18 protein-coding genes are annotated in these 19,691 nt (G+C 57.5%); 10 read left to right on the top strand and 8 right to left on the bottom strand.

The features are described 5' to 3' along the window. Positions 1 to 29: 29 nt before the first annotated feature. Together ACR0NF_RS18220 and ACR0NF_RS18215 are read left to right on the top strand one after the other, a co-directional pair. Positions 30 to 266 carry a hypothetical protein gene (locus tag ACR0NF_RS18220; RefSeq protein WP_480468921.1) on the top strand — a complete coding sequence of 79 codons (237 nt, stop codon included), beginning with the start codon at positions 30 to 32 and terminating at the stop codon, positions 264 to 266. Then, positions 263 to 1,243, top strand: coding sequence for a D-2-hydroxyacid dehydrogenase family protein (locus tag ACR0NF_RS18215; RefSeq protein WP_480778739.1), 981 nt, complete (start codon positions 263 to 265; stop codon positions 1,241 to 1,243). Before ACR0NF_RS18220 ends, ACR0NF_RS18215 begins: the two co-directional genes overlap by 4 nt. On the opposite strand, the gene ACR0NF_RS18210 is transcribed toward ACR0NF_RS18215, so the two are convergent. After that, positions 1,212 to 2,276, bottom strand: coding sequence for an AbrB family transcriptional regulator (locus tag ACR0NF_RS18210; protein ID WP_480468923.1), 1,065 nt, complete (start codon positions 2,274 to 2,276; stop codon positions 1,212 to 1,214). The two genes, ACR0NF_RS18215 and ACR0NF_RS18210, sit on opposite strands and share 32 nt — an antisense overlap. 78 nt (positions 2,277 to 2,354) lie before the next feature. Between ACR0NF_RS18210 and ACR0NF_RS18205 the strand changes: the two genes are divergently transcribed. Genes ACR0NF_RS18205 through tcuB form a run of 3 tightly spaced genes read left to right on the top strand, consistent with a single transcriptional unit; the run spans position 2,355 to position 5,498 of the window. Then, the gene (locus ACR0NF_RS18205; RefSeq protein WP_480666480.1) at positions 2,355 to 3,035 is read left to right on the top strand and encodes a GntR family transcriptional regulator; all 681 of its coding nucleotides are present in this window, start codon (positions 2,355 to 2,357) and stop codon (positions 3,033 to 3,035) included. An 11-nt stretch (positions 3,036 to 3,046) separates the two neighbouring features. Beyond that, entirely contained in the window at positions 3,047 to 4,441 is a 1,395-nt protein-coding gene (gene tcuA / locus ACR0NF_RS18200; protein ID WP_480778738.1) for an FAD-dependent tricarballylate dehydrogenase TcuA, read from the top strand. Further along, positions 4,431 to 5,498 (top strand): tricarballylate utilization 4Fe-4S protein TcuB, encoded by a 1,068-nt coding sequence (gene tcuB / locus ACR0NF_RS18195; RefSeq protein WP_480778737.1) that lies wholly within the window; start codon positions 4,431 to 4,433, stop codon positions 5,496 to 5,498. Before tcuA ends, tcuB begins: the two co-directional genes overlap by 11 nt. Before the next feature lie 136 nt (positions 5,499 to 5,634). Here tcuB and ACR0NF_RS18190 read toward each other — a convergent pair whose 3' ends face one another. The 7 genes from ACR0NF_RS18190 to ACR0NF_RS18160 form a co-directional block, all read right to left on the bottom strand. Next, positions 5,635 to 7,146 (bottom strand): mannitol dehydrogenase family protein, encoded by a 1,512-nt coding sequence (locus ACR0NF_RS18190; protein ID WP_480778736.1) that lies wholly within the window; start codon positions 7,144 to 7,146, stop codon positions 5,635 to 5,637. After that, on the bottom strand, positions 7,146 to 7,919 hold the full coding sequence (locus ACR0NF_RS18185; RefSeq protein ID WP_480778735.1) for an L-iditol 2-dehydrogenase: 774 nt from the start codon (positions 7,917 to 7,919) through the stop codon (positions 7,146 to 7,148). The genes ACR0NF_RS18190 and ACR0NF_RS18185 overlap by 1 nt, the downstream gene beginning before the upstream one ends. After that, entirely contained in the window at positions 7,916 to 8,920 is a 1,005-nt protein-coding gene (locus tag ACR0NF_RS18180; RefSeq protein WP_480778734.1) for an ABC transporter ATP-binding protein, read from the bottom strand. Before ACR0NF_RS18180 ends, ACR0NF_RS18185 begins: the two co-directional genes overlap by 4 nt. Before the next feature lie 12 nt (positions 8,921 to 8,932). Next, positions 8,933 to 9,763, bottom strand: coding sequence for a carbohydrate ABC transporter permease (locus tag ACR0NF_RS18175; protein ID WP_480468930.1), 831 nt, complete (start codon positions 9,761 to 9,763; stop codon positions 8,933 to 8,935). A 12-nt stretch (positions 9,764 to 9,775) separates the two neighbouring features. Continuing rightward, positions 9,776 to 10,642 carry a carbohydrate ABC transporter permease gene (locus ACR0NF_RS18170; RefSeq protein WP_480778733.1) on the bottom strand — a complete coding sequence of 289 codons (867 nt, stop codon included), beginning with the start codon at positions 10,640 to 10,642 and terminating at the stop codon, positions 9,776 to 9,778. Between the two features lie 108 nt (positions 10,643 to 10,750). Further along, a complete protein-coding gene (locus ACR0NF_RS18165; RefSeq protein ID WP_480778732.1) occupies positions 10,751 to 12,052 on the bottom strand; it encodes an ABC transporter substrate-binding protein in 1,302 nt (433 codons plus the stop codon). A gap of 95 nt (positions 12,053 to 12,147) precedes the next feature. Then, entirely contained in the window at positions 12,148 to 13,173 is a 1,026-nt protein-coding gene (locus tag ACR0NF_RS18160; protein ID WP_480778731.1) for a LacI family DNA-binding transcriptional regulator, read from the bottom strand. Positions 13,174 to 13,293: 120 nt separating this feature from the next. Between ACR0NF_RS18160 and xylB the strand changes: the two genes are divergently transcribed. The 5 genes from xylB (at position 13,294) to ACR0NF_RS18135 (ending at position 19,689) form a co-directional block, all read left to right on the top strand. Further along, positions 13,294 to 14,730, top strand: a complete 1,437-nt coding sequence (gene xylB, locus ACR0NF_RS18155; RefSeq protein ID WP_480778730.1) for a xylulokinase — start codon at positions 13,294 to 13,296, stop codon at positions 14,728 to 14,730. A 347-nt stretch (positions 14,731 to 15,077) separates the two neighbouring features. Next, a complete protein-coding gene (locus ACR0NF_RS18150; RefSeq protein ID WP_480468935.1) occupies positions 15,078 to 16,091 on the top strand; it encodes a GlxA family transcriptional regulator in 1,014 nt (337 codons plus the stop codon). A gap of 135 nt (positions 16,092 to 16,226) precedes the next feature. Next, complete coding sequence (locus tag ACR0NF_RS18145) at positions 16,227 to 17,366, top strand: aromatic ring-hydroxylating oxygenase subunit alpha (protein WP_480468936.1); 1,140 nt, start codon at positions 16,227 to 16,229, stop codon at positions 17,364 to 17,366. Next, entirely contained in the window at positions 17,363 to 18,898 is a 1,536-nt protein-coding gene (gene betC, locus ACR0NF_RS18140; protein WP_480468937.1) for a choline-sulfatase, read from the top strand. The genes ACR0NF_RS18145 and betC overlap by 4 nt, the downstream gene beginning before the upstream one ends. After that, on the top strand, positions 18,895 to 19,689 hold the full coding sequence (locus tag ACR0NF_RS18135) for an SDR family NAD(P)-dependent oxidoreductase (protein WP_480468938.1): 795 nt from the start codon (positions 18,895 to 18,897) through the stop codon (positions 19,687 to 19,689). The genes betC and ACR0NF_RS18135 overlap by 4 nt, the downstream gene beginning before the upstream one ends. Positions 19,690 to 19,691 lie beyond the last annotated feature (2 nt).

Below are 19,691 nucleotides of genomic sequence, written 5' to 3'. Positions count from 1 at the left end.
TACTATGGTATACATAAAGGAGTGCTGCGATGGACGACTATTGCGAATGCCTGGAAATCGCATGTCAGGAACTCAAACTGGCGCAAATGGTTTTGCGCCGCGACATTGCCGAATATCCGACGCCGGTCGCCGGTTGTGATGAGCAATTCAATCATTTGCTCGACCAACGCGAACGTGTTCGGAACGCACTGGCCGCGCTTGAGGCCCCGCACTTTGTTCCGACCCCGAGGCGACTGGAAACCGGTCAAGGTGTTGAAAGCCGATGAAAGTTCACATTCTGGATGACTGGTTTGACACGCTGTGCAGCCTGCCGTGTTTTGCGAAGCTCGCCGAACACGACGTAACAGTGTGGACGGATCATGTCGAAGATACTGGCGAATTGGCCTCTCGCTTACAGGATGCAGAGGCGTTGGTCTTGTTTCGGGAGCGCACCAAAGTCACTCGCGCTTTGCTTGAGAAATTGCCCAATCTGAAACTCATCAGCCAACGCAGCGTATATCCGCATGTGGATGTGCAAGCCTGTTCCGATCACGGCGTGCTGCTTTGCTCGAACATGCACGGGGGCACGCCGTCTTATGCCGCGGCTGAGCTTACCTGGGCCTTGATAATGGCTGGCATGCGGGATCTGCCTGCACAGATGGCTTCGGCCAAGGCGGGACATTGGCAAGCCGGAGTGGGCAAGACATTGCGCGGTCGTCAGCTCGGCCTCTACGGTTATGGGCGCATAGCCCGCGCCGTTGCCGGATACGCAGAAGCCTTTGGAATGCACGTTACCTGGTGGTCGTCCAGCGATGGCCGCGCGCGTGCCACGGCCGATGGCGCGCATGTTGCATCCAGTCGAGACGCATTCTTTGGTGACAGCGATGTGGTTTCAGTGCATGTCCGCCTCAAACCGGATACCAAAGGAATTATCACACCAGCCGATTTCGCCGCGATGCAACCGGGATCGTTGTTCGTAAACACTTCGCGTGCCGGGCTTATACAACCCGGTGCCCTGCTGGAAGCTCTGAACGCCGGTCGCCCCGGAAAAGCAGCGATTGATGTGTTTGATACTGAACCGTTGACTGACCCGAATGACCCGTTGCTGGCGCATCCAAACCTGATTGCGACGCCACATATTGGTTTTGTGACCGAAGACGAGTTCGACCTACAGTTCTCAGACATTTTCGATCAGGTGGACGCTTTTGGCGGCGGCGCCCCGATCCACATGATCAATCCCGAGGTCTGGACCAGCGCAAAATAAGATTGGCCGCTATGGGCGCGCCGATAATCACCAGCACGATCCTTGTCAGATGGTGCGTTATGACAAAGCCCAGATCCGCACCCGAGACGATGGCTAGAACTGTCATTTCAGCTTGTCCGCCGGGGGCGAAAGCCAGGAAAGCCTCGACTGGGCGACCGAAGCCCAAGGTGGTGACAACGGCGGTGAAAGCGGCTGCCAGGATGGCAAGGACAATGACATAGGTGAAGCCTGCTGCCACGACCCGGCGCAATTCGACCCATGTAACGCCGACGAATTTCACACCGATCCCGCATCCGATAAAGAACTGTGCTGCCAGGATGGCCTCGCGCGGCGGTCGGGTATGGATGAAATCCCCCAAGGATAAGGCAGCCGTCAGGATCATCGGGCCGAGGATGGACGCTCCGAACAGGCCGATGCGCTCACCGCCTTTCCAGCCGATAAGGGCAGCCAGAACCATCAGTGCCAATTCATGTATCGGCAGGTCGCGCGCGGGCTCTCCGATCGGGTTGGTGAGCTGGGCATCGTAAAACACCGTCAGAAACAGCGGGGCCAGCGTTACGATGATCAGAACGCGCGTACCATGGATCAGGGACAGGGTGCGCGGGTTGGCGCCAGCCTCAGTGCCGAAGATGATCATGTCCTGCAACCCACCCGGCATGGCCGCGTAGAAAGCAGTGGTGGAGTCAAAGCCCCAGACTTTGCGGAAGAATGGCACTCCAACCAGCGCAATCAGCAGAATGAAGAACGGGATCAGCGCAATCGATGCTGCCATCTTTGGCAGTTCTGCGAACAGGGCCGGGGTAATCGAAGCCCCCACTGCCACGCCCAGTATGGTGCGGGCCGCAACCGAAACCTGCCCGAATCCTTTCATGGGGGCATGAGCCAAGGCTGCAATCAAACATGCGCTCATCGGGCCGAACAGAAAGGGCAGCGGCAGATTGAGCGCCCAGAAAACTCCGGTGCCCAGAAGTGCAAGACCCAGCGTAACGGCCCGTTTTTTCAGAAGAGAAGGTGTTTTGTTCTGGGCGGGCAAGGCGTGGGTTCCGGTAATGTTGACTCGCTATGTATCCAAATGTATACAAATGGACGCAAGAAGACAAGTGAGCCCGTAATGACTATCCAAGACGACCCTTTACAGCCCGGCCCGCAAGGCAATTCCGCGTATCAGCGTCTGCTGGACGAGATTCGCGAGGGCACCCTTCTGCCCGGTGAACGTCTGCGCGAGATCGAGCTGTCGGAACGGCTGGGCGTCAGCCGCACCCCGGTGCGTGAAGCGATCCGGCAACTGGAAGCCGACGGATTGGTCACCCATGTTCCTCGGCAGGGCGCGACCGTTCGCAGCCTGGATTACGCCGAGGTGATGGAGCTTTATGAGATGCGTGCTGTGCTTGAAGGTACCGCAGCACGCCTAGCTGCAAGGGCAGCGTCAGATGTCGAGCTGGATGAGTTGGACGTGTTGAATGATCGGTTGGCCGAGGCGGGCACAGGCCCGGATGCGGCTCGGATCAACCGGATTTTCCACGCAACACTTTTGGATGCAGCCAAGAACCGGTTTCTCGCGAAATCCATGTTGTCCTTGCAAAAGGCGCTGCTGATCCTGGGGCCATCGCAACTGCTGGATGGTGACCGGGCTGAGACGGCAGTCTCTGAGCACCGCCGCATCATGGCTGCGCTGAAAGCCCGAGATGGTGCGGCGGCCGAAACAGAGATGCGCGCGCATATTCAGGCCGCACAACGGATGCGCATCCGGGCGTTACAGGAACGCGATCGAACAACCGACGAAAATCAGTAGGTAGACAGGACATGGCCACCCAAAAGGAAGCTTACGATATCGCTGTGATTGGTGGCGGCAACGCCGCTCTTTGCGCTGCGATGACTGCCGCTGAGGCAGGGGCCCGCGTTTTGATCCTCGAAACGGCTCCGAAACCTTACCGTGGCGGTAACTCGCGCCACACGCGCAATTTTCGCTGCATGCACAAATCTCCGCTGGGTCCGCTGATTGAGGAATACAGAGAGGACGAATACCTGTCGGACCTGCTGAAAGTCACCGGAGGTAAAACCGACGAACATTTGGCGCGTCTGGCGATCCGCACCTCGGAAGAATGTCTGCCGTGGATGGAAGAGCACGGGGTTCGGTTTCAACCATCGCTTTCAGGGACGCTATCGCTGGCGCGGACCAATGCCTTCTTCATGGGAGGCGGTAAGTCTTTGGTGAATGCGTATTATCGGACAGCCGCAGCTCTGGGCGTTGATGTGCTATATGAGGCTGCGGTTACGCATCTGGAACTGAATGGCGAGCAGATCGAGTGGATTGACTATACCTATGAAGGTCAATCTCATCGCATTGCGCCCAAGGCGGTCATCGTGGCCTCGGGCGGGTTTCAGGCCGACACGGATTGGCTGACCCGCGCTTGGGGTGAGCCTGCAAAGAACTTCCTGATCCGGGGCACGCCGTATAATCGGGGCGTGGTGCTGGCCGACCTTCTGGACCAAGGCGTCGAGAGCGTCGGGGACCCAACCCAATGCCACGCCGTCGCCATCGATGGGCGTGCGCCGAAATTTGACGGTGGCATTGTCACCCGTCTGGACTGTGTGCCGTTCTCTATCGTCGTGAACAAAGATGCCGAGCGGTTCTATGACGAGGGCGAAGACGTCTGGCCCAAACGCTATGCGATCTGGGGCCGTCTGGTGGCTGCGCAGCCGGATCAGGTTGGCTATGTTATCATCGATGCCAAATCGCTGAACCTGTTCATGCCGTCGGTTTTCCCGCCGCTGAAGGCGGACACGTTGGAAGAACTGGCTGAAATGATGGGTCTGCCCGCCGACAAGCTGCAGGCTACCGTCACTGAATTCAACGCAGCCTGCGGTGATACCAGTGGATTTCATCCGACTGAATTGGACGGTGTTACCACCTCGGGTTTGACCCCGCCCAAGACCAACTGGGCGCGCCCGATCACCGAGCCGCCGTTCTATGGTTACTCGCTGCGAACCGGTGTGACCTTCACCTATCTGGGCTTAAAGGTCGACGATACGGCTCAATGTTCGACCGCCAACGGAAAGATCAAGAATCTTTGGGCGGCCGGAGAAACGATTGCCGGTTCGATCTTAGGACAAGGGTATCTGGCCGGATTTGGCATGACCATCGGAACCGTTTTTGGACGCATCGCAGGACGTGAGGCCGCAGCCTATGCAAACTGAACTGATACAAGAAGCCCGCCGTCAGGCCGAGATTTGCAACGCTTGCCGGTATTGCGAGGGGTATTGCTCGGTCTTCCCGTCACTACATGCCGAACGCGCGTTTTCGGACGGTGACATCACGCAACTGGCCAACCTCTGCCACAACTGCCGGGGTTGTTACTATGCCTGTCAGTACACGGCACCTCACGAGTTCGACCTGAACCTGCCGAAAGCTTTGGCCGAGGTTCGTCGAGACAGCTGGGAAAACTTCGCCTGGCCGCAACCTCTGGCGCGTCGGTTCCACACACATGGCGGAGCTATAACCTTAGCGCTTGTGATCGGATTTGCCCTGCTATTCTGGGCCATTCGCACCATTGGATCGAGCGGAGGGGAGGGCTTCTACGCCGTCCTGTCCCACAATGCGATGGTCGCGATCTTTGCGCCCGCGTTTTTATTGCCTCTGTTTAGCATAGCGATCAGCCTAAGGCGCTATTGGACTGAGGTGGGCGGGAAACCCATTCAGTTTCGCGACGTGACAGCCGCCTTCAAACGCGCCGCAAAAATGCAGGACCTGGCCGCAGGGCATGGCGAGGGCTGTAATTTCGAGGACGAAGACCGCTTCAGTCAGGGTCGCCGCCACATTCATCAGGCCATCATGTATGGCTTCCTGTTGTGCTTTGCGTCGACCTCGATAGCGACTGTCATGCACTATGGCTTCGGAATGCACGCGCCATACGGATTCTGGTCTTTACCTAAACTGTTCGGCATTTCCGGTGGCGTGTTGCTGACCGTGGGTTGCGGCGCAATGGCTTTGCTCAAGCAAAAGTCTGACCGCGAACTCGGTGACCCTTCAGCATGGGGGGGTGATATCGGCTTCATCCTGTTGCTGGGCTTTGTGGGCTTCAGCGGGTTGGTGCTCTATGCCCTAGGCTCAATAGCTCTGATGCCCGCGCTTCTTGCAATCCACCTTGGATCAGTCCTGACGTTTTTCCTGCTGACACCCTTTACCAAGATGGCGCATGGGTTTTACCGGCTTGCGGCTCTTATCCGGGATGCGCAGAGACAAACTAGACATTAAACGCTTTCTGAGAGCCTGCGGTTGTTGAGCTCAACCTTAGAGATCTGCGCTTTGCAAATTGACTGCGGATTCGTCGAGCCAAGGTGCTCAGGTTGAAATGAGTTTTTCGCGACTGGTCTGGCATTGCTGCATTTGGCTAATACAACGTTGAATCACGGGCAACATATTCAGCTATGGCTGCTCGGCTACCTCGTTGCCAGATTGCGGTCAGCCAGGTGACAAAGGCTTCTGAAAACTGCGCGTCGTGGCCACAATCACCATAATACTGGCGCTGCTCAATCCACAGTTGTGGATCAGCTTTTGACGCCAGGGCGGTTTTTTGCAGGTTCTCCCATTGGGGATCATTGGGGGCGATTTCGGAGCCATCTTCGCGAGTGCCCGCGCACATCCGGCACCAGAAAGCTTCGGCCAGCGCGAGCCCGTTCGTCGGGGACCCAGATGCGAGGCCATCGCGCAACGATGGCAGCAGGAACCCTGGATGACGTGCCGAACCGTCAAACGCGACCCGGCGCGTCGTGTCGTGAATCGCGGTGTTGGAAAATCGCCTCTCAACTAGTCCAAGATACACTTTTGCTGTGGCTTCGGGGACGGCTTCAACATGGGGCAAAATACCTTCAGCCTGAACTTTCTCAAAAAACGCCAGGATGTCCGGATCCTGCATGCAGTCTGAAATCGTCGGGATGCTCAGAATTTCCCCGACATTTGCGAGCAGTTGATGGCCTCCGTTCAAGATGCGCAGCTTCATCGTCTCATAGCTGTGAACATCGTGGGTCAGTGTCACACCGACCTGTTCGAGCGGCGGCCGTCCGGCGCAGAACTCGTCCTCGATCACCCATTGGCGAAAGTTTTCGTGCGACACCGGTGCGCCGTCATCGACACCAAGTGCGCGGCATCGCGTTACTACTTGGTCGGTCGTCGCGGGCACGATGCAATCAACCATCGAATTAGGGAACGCGCCGTTCTGGTCGATCCAGTTGGCCAGATCAGGGTCGGACATACGCGCCAGATCAACAACGCAGTTTCGCAGGATCCTCCCGTTGCCCTGAAGGTTATCGCAGCTCAACGCGGTGAAGGGTTTTAGATCATTCTCCCGCCGCCACCTGAGCGCCGAAACAATGGCACCAAAGACCGTGCAAGGCCGGTCGGGGTTTTTCGCATCATGGCGAATGTCTTCATGATCCGAGTTGAAGGCACCGGTATTGGCATCCAGATAATACCCGCCCTCGGTTACCGTCAGCGATACAATCCGGGTGGATGGATCGGCCATCTTCAGGATCAGTGCGGCGTTGCCTGCCCCAATCGGCAGGTAGTCGATCATCGGACCGGTCACTTCGGCAGATATCCCATTCGGGTCCAGTTCGATCAACGTTGTCAGGCAGTCCTGTTCCAGCAGACGCTCTCGCATGTCGGCATCGTAGCTTCGAACACCGGCGCCGATGATCGCCCAGTCATGGGCCTGACCCTGCTGCATCAATTGGTGAATATACCAGGCTTGATGCGCGCGGTGAAAATTGCCGACTCCGATATGAACAATGCCCGGCGTCAGCTCCGAAGGCTTATATGCTGGCGTCTTGACGTTTGTGGGCAAGCCGTCAAAGTTGTCGCGCCGCAGAGACACCGGAGGTTTTGCATTCGCCACAGGGTCCATCAGCTCATCCAATTTCCGCCGTCTACGTTATAGGTCTGCGCGACGATGTATTCTGCTTCGTCAGAAGCCAAAAACACCGCCATTCCGGCCAGGTCTTCGGCTCGCCCCATCCGGCCATAGGGAACAGCCGCCGCAACTTCGCGTTTCTTTTGACCGGGGGCTTTGCCTTCGTGTTTGGCGAAGAACGCGTCAACACCATCCCAATGCTCGCCATCCACCACACCGGGGGCGATGGCGTTCACGTTGATCCCATGGCTGATCAGGTTCAGGCCTGCGGATTGAGTCAGGGATATGATCGCCGCCTTGCTGGCACAGTACACGGCAACCAGAGGCTCACCCCGTCGCCCGGCTTGCGACGCCATGTTGATGATCCGACCTTTGGTACCGTGTTCGATCATGTGGCGCGCGACGGCCTGCATTGTGAACAAAACTCCTGAGACGTTAATATCGAAAACACGGTCGAAGTCGGCACGCTCAATCCCAACAATTGGTGCAGCAGTGAAGATGGCTGCGTTATTGATCAGAATGTCGATGGGGCCGAAATGGGCTGCTGTTTTTGCCACAGCCTCATCTATGCTCTGCTGTTTGGTCACATCCATCTCGATGGCAAATGCATCCTCGCCGATCTCGGTCGCTGCATACTGAGCGCGCTGGATGTCGATGTCGGCTATGGCAACGCGCGCACCCTCTGCCACATAGGCCTTGGCAAAGGCCAACCCGATGCCGCGCGCGGCCCCGGTGATCAGGGCGGTTTTGCCTGCCAGACGCGTCATTCGATCCGCAAGCCTTTCGCGTCAAAGCGGTGAATCACATCTGCCCGTGGTGTCAGGTGAATGCGATCTCCATGGCGGAAGCCGACCTCGCCATCTGCACGGACAGTGATTGTCTCGGCCAGACCGGTTTCATGGACGTGGAAAAAGGTGTCCGAGCCTAGATGCTCAGAGACGCTCACAACCCCGGACCATTCGCCCTCGGTTTCCGATACAGCGATGTGCTCGGGGCGGATGCCAATGGTATGGGCATCGTGTTTCGCGGCCTCTTCGCCCTCGATGAAGTTCATCTTGGGCGAGCCGATGAAACCCGCGACAAACAGGTTGCGTGGCGTCCGGTAGAGTTCCAGCGGGCTGCCAACCTGCTCGATGACACCGGCTTGAAGCACCACGATCTTGTCGGCCATGGTCATGGCTTCAACCTGATCGTGAGTCACGTAGATCATCGTGGTCGCCAGACGTTCGTGCAATTCACTGATCTCAAGCCGCATGCCGACACGCAGGGCAGCGTCGAGGTTGGAGAGCGGCTCGTCAAACAGAAACGCTGCCGGTTCGCGGACAATGGCGCGGCCAATGGCGACGCGCTGGCGTTGGCCGCCGGACAATTGGCCGGGACGACGATCCAGATAGTCGGTCAGGTTCAGCACACTGGCAGCGCCTTCGACGCGCTTGTCGATCTCGGCCTGATCCAGCTTGGCCATCCGCAAGGGAAAGGCGATGTTCTTGCGGACGGTCATATGTGGATAGAGCGCATAAGATTGGAACACCATCGCCAGACCCCGCTTGGCGGGCGGCACGTCGGTGGCGTCGGATCCGTCAATGTCGATTGACCCTGAGGTGATATCCTCCAGCCCTGCAATCAAGCGTAGCAGGGTAGATTTACCGCAGCCGGACGGACCGACGAAGACTGTGAACTCACCATCCTCGATAGTGAGGTCCAGCGGGGGAATGACCTGTACGTCGCCGAAGCTTTTGGTCACGGACTTGAGTTGAATGCGTCCCATGAGGAGTGCTCCTTATTTCACAGCGCCGAAGGTCAGGCCGCGGACAAGTTGTTTCTGGCTGAACCAGCCAAGGATGAGGATTGGCGCAATCGCCATGGTCGAGGCCGCACTGAGCTTGGCAAAGAACAGACCCTCGGGGCTGGAATAGCTGGCGATAAAAGCTGTCAGTGGGGCCGCGTCGACGGCTGTCAGGTTGAGGGTCCAGAACGCTTCATTCCACGCGAGGATGAAGTTCAGCAGAACGGTCGAGGCGATACCGGGCACGGCCATGGGCGTCAGGACATAGAGGATTTCCTCTTTCAGCGTTGCGCCGTCCATCCGCGCGGCCTCCAGAATTTCCCCCGGAATTTCGCGGAAATAGGTGTACAGCATCCAGACGATGATCGGCAGGTTGATCAGCATTAGCACCACGACCAGCCCGCCACGCGTGTCCAGCAGGCCCAGACGGATGAACAGCAGGTAGATCGGGTAAAGCACACCAACCGCAGGCAGCATCTTGGTGGACAGCATCCACAGCAGAATGTCCTTGGTGCGTTTGGAAGGCACGAAGGCCATCGCCCATGCGGCCGGCACGGCGATGATCACGCCCAGAATGGTAGATCCGCCCGCGATGATGACCGAGTTCCACAGGAACCGCATGTAGTCCGAGCGCTCCTGAACGACGGCATAATTCTCAAGCGTCCAGTCAAAGTTGAGGAACAGAGGCGGGCTTGCGATGGCCTGCGCTTCGGTCTTGAAGCTGGTCAGGATCGTCCAGAGGATCGGGAAAAAGATCAACAATCCAATAGCCCAGGCCAGGGCAGTGTTCAGTGATTTACGACGGGTTGTGACGGCGCGGGCCATGGTCTTACCTCCTCACGCGTCCAGGTTCTTGCCGACGATGCGCATCAGGAAGATCGCAACGATGTTGGCTAAGATGATTGCGTAGACACCTCCGGCTGATCCGAGGCCAACGTTCTGGCTTTCCAGCACGCGCTGGAAGATCAGGTAGGTGAGGGTACGGGTGCCGAAGGCGCCGCCGGTGGTCACGAAGATTTCGGCGAAGATCGACAGAAGAAAGATTGTCTGGATCAGGATCACGATGGTGATCGCGCGGCTGAGATGAGGCAGGACGATGTGATAGAACCGCTTCAGCACTGGGGCACCATCCATTTCGGCCGCTTCCAGCTGTTCACTGTCCAGCGACTGGATCGCAGTCAGCAGGATCAGAGTGGCGAACGGCAGCCATTGCCAAGAGACAATCATGATGATCGAAGTCATCGAAGCCTCGGACAGCCACGAGACTGGTTCGGCTCCGAAAAAGCGCCATAGATGGGCGAGCAGACCGTTCACCGGGTCCATGAACATGTTCTTCCAAACCAGTGCAGATACGGTTGGCATGACAAAGAACGGTGCGATCACGAGGATGCGGACGACCCCTTGCCCCCACATGGGTTGGTCCAGCAGCATCGCCAGAACGATGCCCAGCACCACCGTGATCACCAGTACACCACCGACAATCATCAGCGTCGCCTGGACAGCGGGCCAGAAAGAGCTGGACGAAACGAACCGGACGTAGTTGTCGAAACCGACCCAGCCCATATCACCTCCACGCAGCGGCAGGTATTTCTTGAAGGAAAAATACAGCGTCATCGTCAGAGGCACGAGCATCCAGCCAAGCAGCAGGACCACTGCGGGTGCCATCATCAGGCGCGCAACGGATCGGGAATGTTGAGTTGCCATAACGCAAACCCTCTCTGTTCAGGCGTTAGCGTAGCCTGCGAGAAAAACGCGAGTTGTGAAAGTAGGGAGCGGGGGGCAGATCTCTGCCCGCCCGCCGGGGAGTGAGCCTCAGTAGCCTGCGGCTTCCATCTCTTCTGCGGTGAAGGCCTGCGCTTTCTCCAGCGCTTCTTCGACCGTTTGCTGCCCGGCATAGACCGCCGAGAATTCCTGACTTACCTGTGTTGCGATGCCCGCGAATTCCGGGATCGCTGCAAACTGGATGCCGACATATGGCACCGGTTTCACCGTCGGGTTGTTCGGATCAGCCGACAGGATCGAATCCAGTGTCATCTTGGCGAACGGAACCTTCTGGTATTCAGGGTTTTCGTACAAAGAAACGCGCGCGCCTGGCGGAACATTGGCCCAGCCTTCGCTTTCAGCCACCAGTTCGATGTAATCTTTTGACGTAGCCCATTCGATGAACTGCTTGGCCGCATCTTCCTGCTGTGTTCCGGCTGGAATGGCGAGCGCCCAGGCCCAGAGCCAGTTGGACCGCTTGCCCAGACCGGTGTCAGGCGCGAGCGCAAATCCAACCTTATCCGCAACTGTGGAATCGTTAGGGTTGGTCACGAAAGACGCCGCAACAGTTGCGTCGATCCACATGCCGCACTTTCCCTGTTGGAACAGGGACAGATTCTCGTTGAAACCATTGGTGGCATAACCGGCAGGACCGGATTCCGTCATCATTTCAACATAGAAGTTCAGCGTGTCGGCCCATTCCGGCTGATCGAACTGAGGCTTCCAGTCTTCGTCGAACCAGCGTGCGCCGAACGAGTTGGACATGGCGGTGATAAAGGCACCGCCTTCACCCCAACCAGCTTTGCCGCGCAGGCAGATCCCGTTGATGTCAGCGTCGCGATCGGTCATTGCCGCCGCTGCTTCCTTGATGAACTCCCAGGACGGAGCTTCGGGCATCTCAAGGCCTGCTTTTTCCATCAGGTCCGCGCGGTACATGATCATGGAACTCTCGCCATAGAAAGGTGCCGCATACAGCGTACCCTCATGGCTCAGACCGCCAGCCATGGCTGGCAGGATGTCACCAACGTCATATTCGTCGGACAGGCCGTCCAACGGAACCAACCAGCCATTTGCGCCCCAGATGGGCGTCTCGTACATGCCGATGGTCATGATATCGAACTGGCCACCTTTGGTAGTGATGTCGGTGGTTACGCGCTGACGCAGCACGTTTTCCTCCAGCGTCACCCACTCAACCTCGATGCCGGTCGCTTCGGTGAATTTATCGGTGTAGCCCTGCATCCGGATCATGTCGCCGTTGTTCACGGTGGCGATCGTGATGGATTGCGCGTGGGCTGCTGCCGTGGCGACGAAAGTCAACGCAGTCGCCGCACGAAGTGCGTGTTTCAGATACATCCCTGTCCTCCCTGAGCTTGGATGTCATGCAGAGAACGTAGAGTGTAAATTGTCGCGACGTCAATAAAAACTTTACGCGCGTTAAAAATTGTGAGTTACGCAGAATCCCTCAATACAAGCCGCGCGGGGAAAAGCGTTTCGGCTCGAGTATCGAATTTCCCCCCGCTTTCAATGAGTTCGAACAAAGTTTCGACACTTCGTCCGGCTACGTTGTCGTAGTCATGCGCTGCTGTGGTCAGAGACGGGCACGTAAACTTTGCGAATGGATGATCGTCATTTGAGGCGACGCGCAGCGAGCAATCTTCCTTCCGACCGACCCGAATCCCCCGCTCGAAACAAGCTGCGAGAAAGCCGATGGCAAGCCGATCATTGCTGCACAAAACAGAATCCGTCTTCAGTCCATGCTCTTCCAGAACTTTCAGCGCCCCCCTGTGCCCGATTTCTTCGAACGCCCAGCCTGTGCCGTCGACTTTGATGATATGAGGCTCGAACCCGAGGCGTTCCATCACCTCAATATAGGCTTTTCGCCGCTTATTGGCGTTGGGGTTCGCAGGTGTACGCATTTCAAAGAAGGATGGGGGCTCACCCGTCCGGGTCATGTATTCCACAGTCTGCGACACAAAACTGAAATTGTCCGACCCAATAAACGCGGCCCCCAGACCGTCAAGGTTACTGTCGAACAGAACAGTCGGCACATTGGAACAGAATTTTTCGATCGCTGATCGGTCCGAAGTCCGCCCCAACGGTGCCAACAGAACCCCTGCGGGTTTAATGGACTGCAGGCCGTCCAGAATTTCGGTCTCCAGCTTTTGCTCGCCATGTGAACTGAACAAGGATGGGCGATACCCCGCAGCAATACAGCTTTGTTCCAGATAGCGCGCGATTTCGGCAAAGAACGGATCGGCCAGATAGGGCACGACGATGCCGATATTCTTGGTCAGCTTCCGGTTCTGGTTCACAGCATAGATATTCGGACGATAGTCAAACCGTTCGAGCGCCTCTTCAATGCGCGCCCGTGTCGTTGGTCGAACGCTATCGGGATCGTGGAAGTACTTAGAAACCGTGGGTCGCGAGATGCCGCTGAGCGCCGCGAACTCTTCCATGTTCTTAATTTTGGTCATGCCAGTCTGCCTGCGGATCTTCGCCGCCTTGATCTTATCCTAACTTTACATATTCTTTGCGCGCGATAAAAAATCAAGAGTCAGGCAAGTTCCGGGCTTTGACGCGGGCAAGGGGTTTCAATGTATCTGGGTATCGATATCGGAACGTCAGCAGTCAAGCTTGTCTGCACGGATGCTGATCGGATTGTGGCGACGTCTTCTGTAGGGATCAAGACAACATCTCCGCAGCCTGGCTGGTCAGAGCAACACCCGGATCTTTGGTGGCAAGCGACACGCGACGCATTGAATCTGCTTGCCGGGAAAATCGCGTTATCTGAGGTGAAAGCCATCGGATTGTCCGGCCAAATGCATGGCGCCGTGTTACTGGATCGCGATCTGTGCCCGATCCGCCCAGCAATCTTATGGAATGACAGCAGGGCCGCGCATGAATGCGATGAACTGCGAGCTGCCGAGCCGCAGATCGGGCAGATTGCGGGGGTTCTACCCCTACCGGGTTTTACTGCGCCCAAGATTGCGTGGCTGAAACAACATGAACCAGAATGCTATGGCCGAATTGCCCATATCCTGCTGCCCAAGGATTATATCGGCTTATGCCTGCACGGAGAGCTGGCAACCGACACGTCCGATGCCGCCGGAACCATGTGGCTCGATCAGGCTTCGCGCACGTGGCATGTCGGAATAGCCGAAGCCACCGGAGTAGCCCTCGATTGGTTGCCTCCGGTTCACGACGGGCACACGGTTGTTGGAACAGTGACAGCGCGAGCTGCGGCAGAGACCGGGTTAAAGCCCGGGACTCCTGTGGTCGCTGGGGGAGGGGACGCGGCAACTGGGGCGGTATCGTTGGGCGCTACCGAACCGGGGCGTGGCTTCATCTCTCTCGGAACGTCGGGCCAGTTATTTGTGGCGGATCGCTCATACAAGCCCAACCCCGAACGCTATGTGCATGCATATGCGCATACTCTGCCCGACCGCTGGTATCAAATGGCGGCGATGTTGAACGGGGCGAGGCCAATTTCATGGATTGGTGATCAATTGGGGGTGTCCGCCGCCGAAGTTGTTGCGCTCGCTGAAACGGTCAGCGGTGAACGCGTGCCGATTTTCCTACCGTATCTGACAGGTGAGCGCAGCCCACTTGGGGATCCGCATATCCGGGCCGGTTTCTTTGGTCTTGAAGATTCGACAACACGCGCAGACATCTGTCGTTCCGTGGTGGAGGCTATAGCTTTTTGCTTTGCCGATGCCGCGCAGAGTTTCGGCGATACAGTAGATAGTCTGCCGGAGCTTGCCGCCATCGGAGGTGGCAGCCGATCAGATCTGTTATTGAGTCTCATTGCGACGGTAATCGGGAAACCTATCGTGCGCTCAGACGGAGCGACTTCCGGTCCATCCTATGGCGCGGCTCGTCTGGCAGCTTTTGGTGATGGTACCTTGGGCAGAGCCGATCTTGCAGAACAGCCCACGGCAATGGACAGGTTTGAGCCCGATGATTTAGTGCCACTTTCACGGCGATTGGCACGATTTCGTCAGCTTTATGCGGCAGTTAAGAACGTAAATTAGTCTCGGTCTAATTGACCTCAGCAATTCTGCCTCTGTCTTTTGTAGATCGGCTTTACGGGATCCGCACCAGCCAGCTTCTGTTCAGCCATGGGCGAAGCTTTTCTAAGTTGGATTTCTCTGAGCATGAAAGGCCTCGGGCGTTGCACAATGCGATGCCCGTCATCTGACGGAAATGAGATCCGGGCCCGGCGGATATAACAAAACACGCCTTGGTTAGATCGCACATTGCGTCAACAATTCCCCAAGGGCTTGTCGGTTGTCAGCAGCGGGATTAGAGAATTCTTATGTATGTCGAGGTGGATATCCCGCACGCTACAACGTTCCGCGCTATGTGAGGTGATCGGGTGATGACACAATCCGCAGCCTCGCAGACCCGTATATTGTTGCTGGTGACCCCAAACTTCAACATGTCGGCCACGATGGGGTTCATCGATCCGTTCCGGGCGGCGAACTATCTGGACGGCAAGCCACACTTCACGTGGGATTTCGTGTCTGAGGCTGGCGGCTATTGCGTTTCAAGCAACGGGGCCGGGACGCAGACAGCGACATTGAGCAGCTTTGATGCGCAGCCGGCGGATATACTGATCGTCTCTTCCAGCTGGACCCCTGAACGGCACCTGACGGCAAAGATCAGTACCGCGTTACACCAATGGGCGCGCACAGGGGTGCTGCTTGGGGCGCTAGATACAGGGGCGTTCATGTTGGCGCAGGCCGGGTTGTTGAACGGGCGACGGGCGACTGTGCATTACGAACATATCGATGCCTTTCAGGAGCTTTATCCGGATGTCGAAGTGACGGAGAATTTGTATGTCCTCGACGGCAACCGGGCGACCTGCTGCGGAGGAGGGGCGTCGGTGGATTTTGCTCTGCATCTTTTGCAAGGTATCCACGGGATTGCGCTGGCGAATGCCGCCGCTCGCTATATCTTTCACGACCGGTTTCGGGGGCCATCGGCGCTGCAGCAGCCCGAGGGCAATGAGCCCTTGGGCACGATTATTCCCGCGACATTGAAAACGGCGATCCAGATCATGGAGGCGCATCTGGAAGATCCGCTACCGATCCCTGCGATATGCAAACAGGCCAATATTTCGCACCGGCAACTCGACCGGTTGTTTGCCACTCATATCCGAAAGACCCCGGCCCTCTACTATCGCGATATCCGGCTGGACCGGGCGAGGGGGCTTGTCACCCAGACCGATATGCCAATCGCCGAGGTTGCCATGGCATCCGGTTTTGCCAGTCAGGTACATTTCAGCCGTTCGTATAAGGAACGGTTTGGCCTGCCGCCCAGTCAGGATCGGGTCGAGGGCCGCGTGCCGTTCGAATACAGGGCTTGGCCCATGCATCGCAAACCGGGCTGAGGGATGCACACCAATGGCTGAAAAAATTAAGAATATGGCGAAAAAAGTTTAGACGAAACTTCGATTTCAGAAGATCATATGCGGCGAAAGCCAGTAGCCCGGTGCTCTGACAAGCCCCGAATTGTGGAGACGCATATGAGCGAGCTGCCGTCCAAAGAACAGTTCCAACGCATTTCCGACGGGTACAGTTCCGACCCGTTCAACACCAGTTCATTGAAAGCCGAGGCATATGTCGACCCGGCGTGGCATCAGGTCGATCTGAATGAGATCCTTGCCAAAACCTGGCAATGGGTCTGCCACGTCGAAAAGCTGCGCGCGCCGGGATCGTATGTAACGGTCGAGATTGCAGGCCGCCCCATTGCCATTGTTCGCGACCGCGAGGGCGTCTTGCGCGCTTTCTACAATGTCTGCAAACACCGCGCCCACCACCTGCTGTCGGGTGAAGGCGAGACGACGCGGATCATGTGCCCTTATCACGCGTGGGTCTATAAACTGGACGGCCAGCTTGTTCGCGCGCCCGAGACGGAAAATCTGAGCGATTTCAGCACCAAGGATATCTGTCTGGATCAGGTTCAGGTCGAAGAATTCGCGGGATTCATCTATGTCAATCTCGACCCGGAGGCTGAGCCTCTGCATCAGGTGTCGGGCGATCTGGAGACGGAGATCCGCCACTGGGCACCGGATATCGAGAACCTGACTTTCGGCCACCGCCTGACTTATGACATCAAGTCGAACTGGAAGAATGTCGTCGACAATTTCCTCGAATGCTACCACTGCCCGACGGCGCATAAGGATTTCTGCGATCTGGTCGATATGGACACCTACAAGGTGACCACATATGGCATCTATTCCAGCCACATGGCCGAAGCGGGCAAGGGCGCGAATACCGCCTATGACGTGTCGAACGCCACGGTGCGGACCCATGCAGTCTGGTGGCTGTGGCCGACGACCTGCCTGATGCGGTATCCCGGCCGGTCCTCGATGATCGTGCTAAACATCATTCCGATTGGCCCTGACCGGACGCTGGAGACTTATGATTTCTTCCTCGAAACACCCGAACCCGATGAGATGGAACTGGAAGCGATCCGCTATCTCGACGAGGTTTTGCAGCGCGAAGATATCGATATTGTCGAAAGCGTGCAGCGCGGGATGAGCACACCCGTCTTTACTCAGGGACGGATCGTCCACGATCCCAGCGGCTCGGGCAAATCGGAACATGCGGTGCATCACTTCCACGGGCTGGTTCTGGATGCTTACGCAAAGGCTGCTCCGTGAGGCGGCCTAATATCGTTGTAGTGATGGCCGACCAGTTGGCACCGCATTTCTGCGGCGCTTATGGGCACCCGACTGTTAAGACGCCGCATATCGATGCGCTGGCTGCAAGGGGCATGCGGTTTGACGCGGCCTATTGCAACTCGCCGCTCTGTGCGCCATCGCGCTTTGCCTTTATGTCTGGCCAGTTGATCAGCCGGATTGCCGCCTACGACAATGCCAGCGAATTTCGCGCCTCGGTTCCCACCTTTGCGCATTACCTGACGGCGTTGGGCTATCGCACCTGCCTGTCGGGCAAGATGCACTTCGTGGGCCCCGATCAGAAACACGGGTTTCAGGACCGGGTAACCACCGATATCTACCCGGCCGATTTCGCCTGGACCCCGGATTGGGAAGCCCCGGATGAGCGGATCGACAAGTGGTATCACAACATGCAAACGGTCAAGGAAAGCGGCGAGGCGATTGCCACGTTCCAGACCGACTATGACGATGAGGTTGAATTCGCCGCCCGCCGCTGGCTGATCGACCGGGGGCGAGATCGGGCGGCTGGGGATGAAGCTCCGTTCTGCCTCGTGGCCAGCTTTATCCACCCGCATGATCCGTATGTGGCCAAGCCGGAATGGTGGAACCTCTACTCTAACACCGATGTTCCACTGCCGGAATTCACCCTGACACCTGACGAACAAGACCCGTTCTCGCGACGGGTTATGGACGGGATCGAGGCCAGCTACGTGCCGCTCAGCGAGGCAGAGGTATTGCGCGCGCGGCGGGCCTATCTGGCGAATGTCAGCTATTTCGACAGCAAACTCGGCGCTATGGTGAACGCGCTGGAAGAGATTGGGGAGCTGGACAACACCATCATCATCGTCACCGCCGATCACGGCGATATGCTGGGTGAACGGGGGTTGTGGTACAAGATGAACTTCTTCGAACACTCGGCCCGCGTACCTCTTGTGATGGCCGGGCCGGGCGTTGCGCAGGGCTCTGCCGCCAATGCGTGTTCGCTGGTCGATATGCTGCCCACCTTCGTCGATATCGCCGGGGGTTCGAACGATATGTTCGGCGAGCCGGTGGATGGCCGCTCGCTGATGCTATTGGCACGGGGAGACGCCGATGCGATTGATGAAGCGATTGGTGAATACTGCGCCGAGATGACGCCTTATCCGGTTTTCATGATCCGTCGCGGTACATTGAAATACATCCATTGCGATCCCGATCCCCCGCAGCTTTACGATCTGTCGTGCGACCCGTTGGAGAAGGTGAATCTGGCCGAAAATCCGACCTATGCGGCGCAATCGTCGCACTTCGCTGATGAAGTCGCCAAACGCTGGAACAGCGAGAAGTTGCGCGCTGACGTGATCGCCACCCAGAAGTCCCGTCGCGCGTTGCACGCAGCGATGGAGGCCGGGGCGGGCGAGCCTTGGGATTACAATCCGCCTTCGGATGCCAGCCAGCAATATGTGCGCAATCACATGGACTGGACCGTGGCAGCCACCCGCTATCGCTATCCGCCTTTGAAGGAGACCAAATCATGATGCTGGACGGCAAAACCGCGCTGGTCACCGGCGGGCGAGGCGGGATCGGGCGAGCTATCGTTGCCCGATTTCTGCGCGAAGGCGCGCGCGTCTACGCGGCTGATTTGACGCCTGAGGGATCGTTGGACGCCCATGACGATGATGGCAGCCATTTCGTCAAGCTGGATGTCACGCAGGAAGCGGACGCAGTTGCCGCAATGGCGCAGGTCGACCGCGAAGCAGGTCAGTTGGATATTCTGGTCAACGCCGCGGGGATCGAGATCGAAAAGACCATCGAAGACACCTCGCTTGAGGAATGGAACCTTTCCTTTGCGGTTAATGTCACGGGGACGTTTCTGACCTCGAAACATGCGTTGCCGCTGATGCGCAAGGCGGCCTCATCAGGTCCTTCCGCTTCGATCATCAATTTCGGCAGCTATGATGGCTTCATCGCCGATCCCGGGCTGGCCGCCTATTGCGCCACCAAAGGTGCGGTACACGCACTGACCAAGGCGATGGCCTGCGACCATGGCCCCGATGGCATTCGGGTCAATGCGATCTGCCCGGGTTACGTGGATACACCGATGTTGCAGAGCTTTTTTACCGGCGATGGCTCGGGTGGTGGCGGCAAAACCATCGACCAGTTACAGCAGGCAGTGCGCGATGTGCATCCGATGCGGACATATGGAACGCCTCAGGATATCGCCAATCTGGTCAACTGGCTGGCCTCGGATGAGGCGCGCTATGCCAGCGGTCAGCTTTGGGTGCTGGACGGCGGCTTGTCAGCGCAAGTGCAGCAGATGCGACTTTAGGT

This window comes from Ruegeria sp. CF4, assembly GCF_056537345.1.
Note: the sequence above shows the minus strand (reverse complement) of the source record. Positions and strands in the feature narration are given on the sequence as shown.

Excerpts from the sequence above, each read along its gene's own strand:
- ACR0NF_RS18220 (WP_480468921.1), top strand. The coding sequence starts at position 30 with ATGGACGACTATTGCGAATGCCTGGAAATCGCATGTCAGGAACTCAAA.
- ACR0NF_RS18215 (WP_480778739.1), top strand. The coding sequence starts at position 263 with ATGAAAGTTCACATTCTGGATGACTGGTTTGACACGCTGTGCAGCCTG.
- ACR0NF_RS18205 (WP_480666480.1), top strand. The coding sequence starts at position 2,355 with ATGACTATCCAAGACGACCCTTTACAGCCCGGCCCGCAAGGCAATTCC.
- tcuA (WP_480778738.1), top strand. The coding sequence starts at position 3,047 with ATGGCCACCCAAAAGGAAGCTTACGATATCGCTGTGATTGGTGGCGGC.
- tcuB (WP_480778737.1), top strand. The coding sequence starts at position 4,431 with ATGCAAACTGAACTGATACAAGAAGCCCGCCGTCAGGCCGAGATTTGC.
- ACR0NF_RS18190 (WP_480778736.1), bottom strand. The coding sequence starts at position 7,146 with ATGGACCCTGTGGCGAATGCAAAACCTCCGGTGTCTCTGCGGCGCGAC.
- ACR0NF_RS18185 (WP_480778735.1), bottom strand. The coding sequence starts at position 7,919 with ATGACGCGTCTGGCAGGCAAAACCGCCCTGATCACCGGGGCCGCGCGC.
- ACR0NF_RS18180 (WP_480778734.1), bottom strand. The coding sequence starts at position 8,920 with ATGGGACGCATTCAACTCAAGTCCGTGACCAAAAGCTTCGGCGACGTA.
- ACR0NF_RS18175 (WP_480468930.1), bottom strand. The coding sequence starts at position 9,763 with ATGGCCCGCGCCGTCACAACCCGTCGTAAATCACTGAACACTGCCCTG.
- ACR0NF_RS18170 (WP_480778733.1), bottom strand. The coding sequence starts at position 10,642 with ATGGCAACTCAACATTCCCGATCCGTTGCGCGCCTGATGATGGCACCC.
- ACR0NF_RS18165 (WP_480778732.1), bottom strand. The coding sequence starts at position 12,052 with ATGTATCTGAAACACGCACTTCGTGCGGCGACTGCGTTGACTTTCGTC.
- ACR0NF_RS18160 (WP_480778731.1), bottom strand. The coding sequence starts at position 13,173 with ATGACCAAAATTAAGAACATGGAAGAGTTCGCGGCGCTCAGCGGCATC.
- xylB (WP_480778730.1), top strand. The coding sequence starts at position 13,294 with ATGTATCTGGGTATCGATATCGGAACGTCAGCAGTCAAGCTTGTCTGC.
- ACR0NF_RS18150 (WP_480468935.1), top strand. The coding sequence starts at position 15,078 with ATGACACAATCCGCAGCCTCGCAGACCCGTATATTGTTGCTGGTGACC.
- ACR0NF_RS18145 (WP_480468936.1), top strand. The coding sequence starts at position 16,227 with ATGAGCGAGCTGCCGTCCAAAGAACAGTTCCAACGCATTTCCGACGGG.
- ACR0NF_RS18135 (WP_480468938.1), top strand. The coding sequence starts at position 18,895 with ATGATGCTGGACGGCAAAACCGCGCTGGTCACCGGCGGGCGAGGCGGG.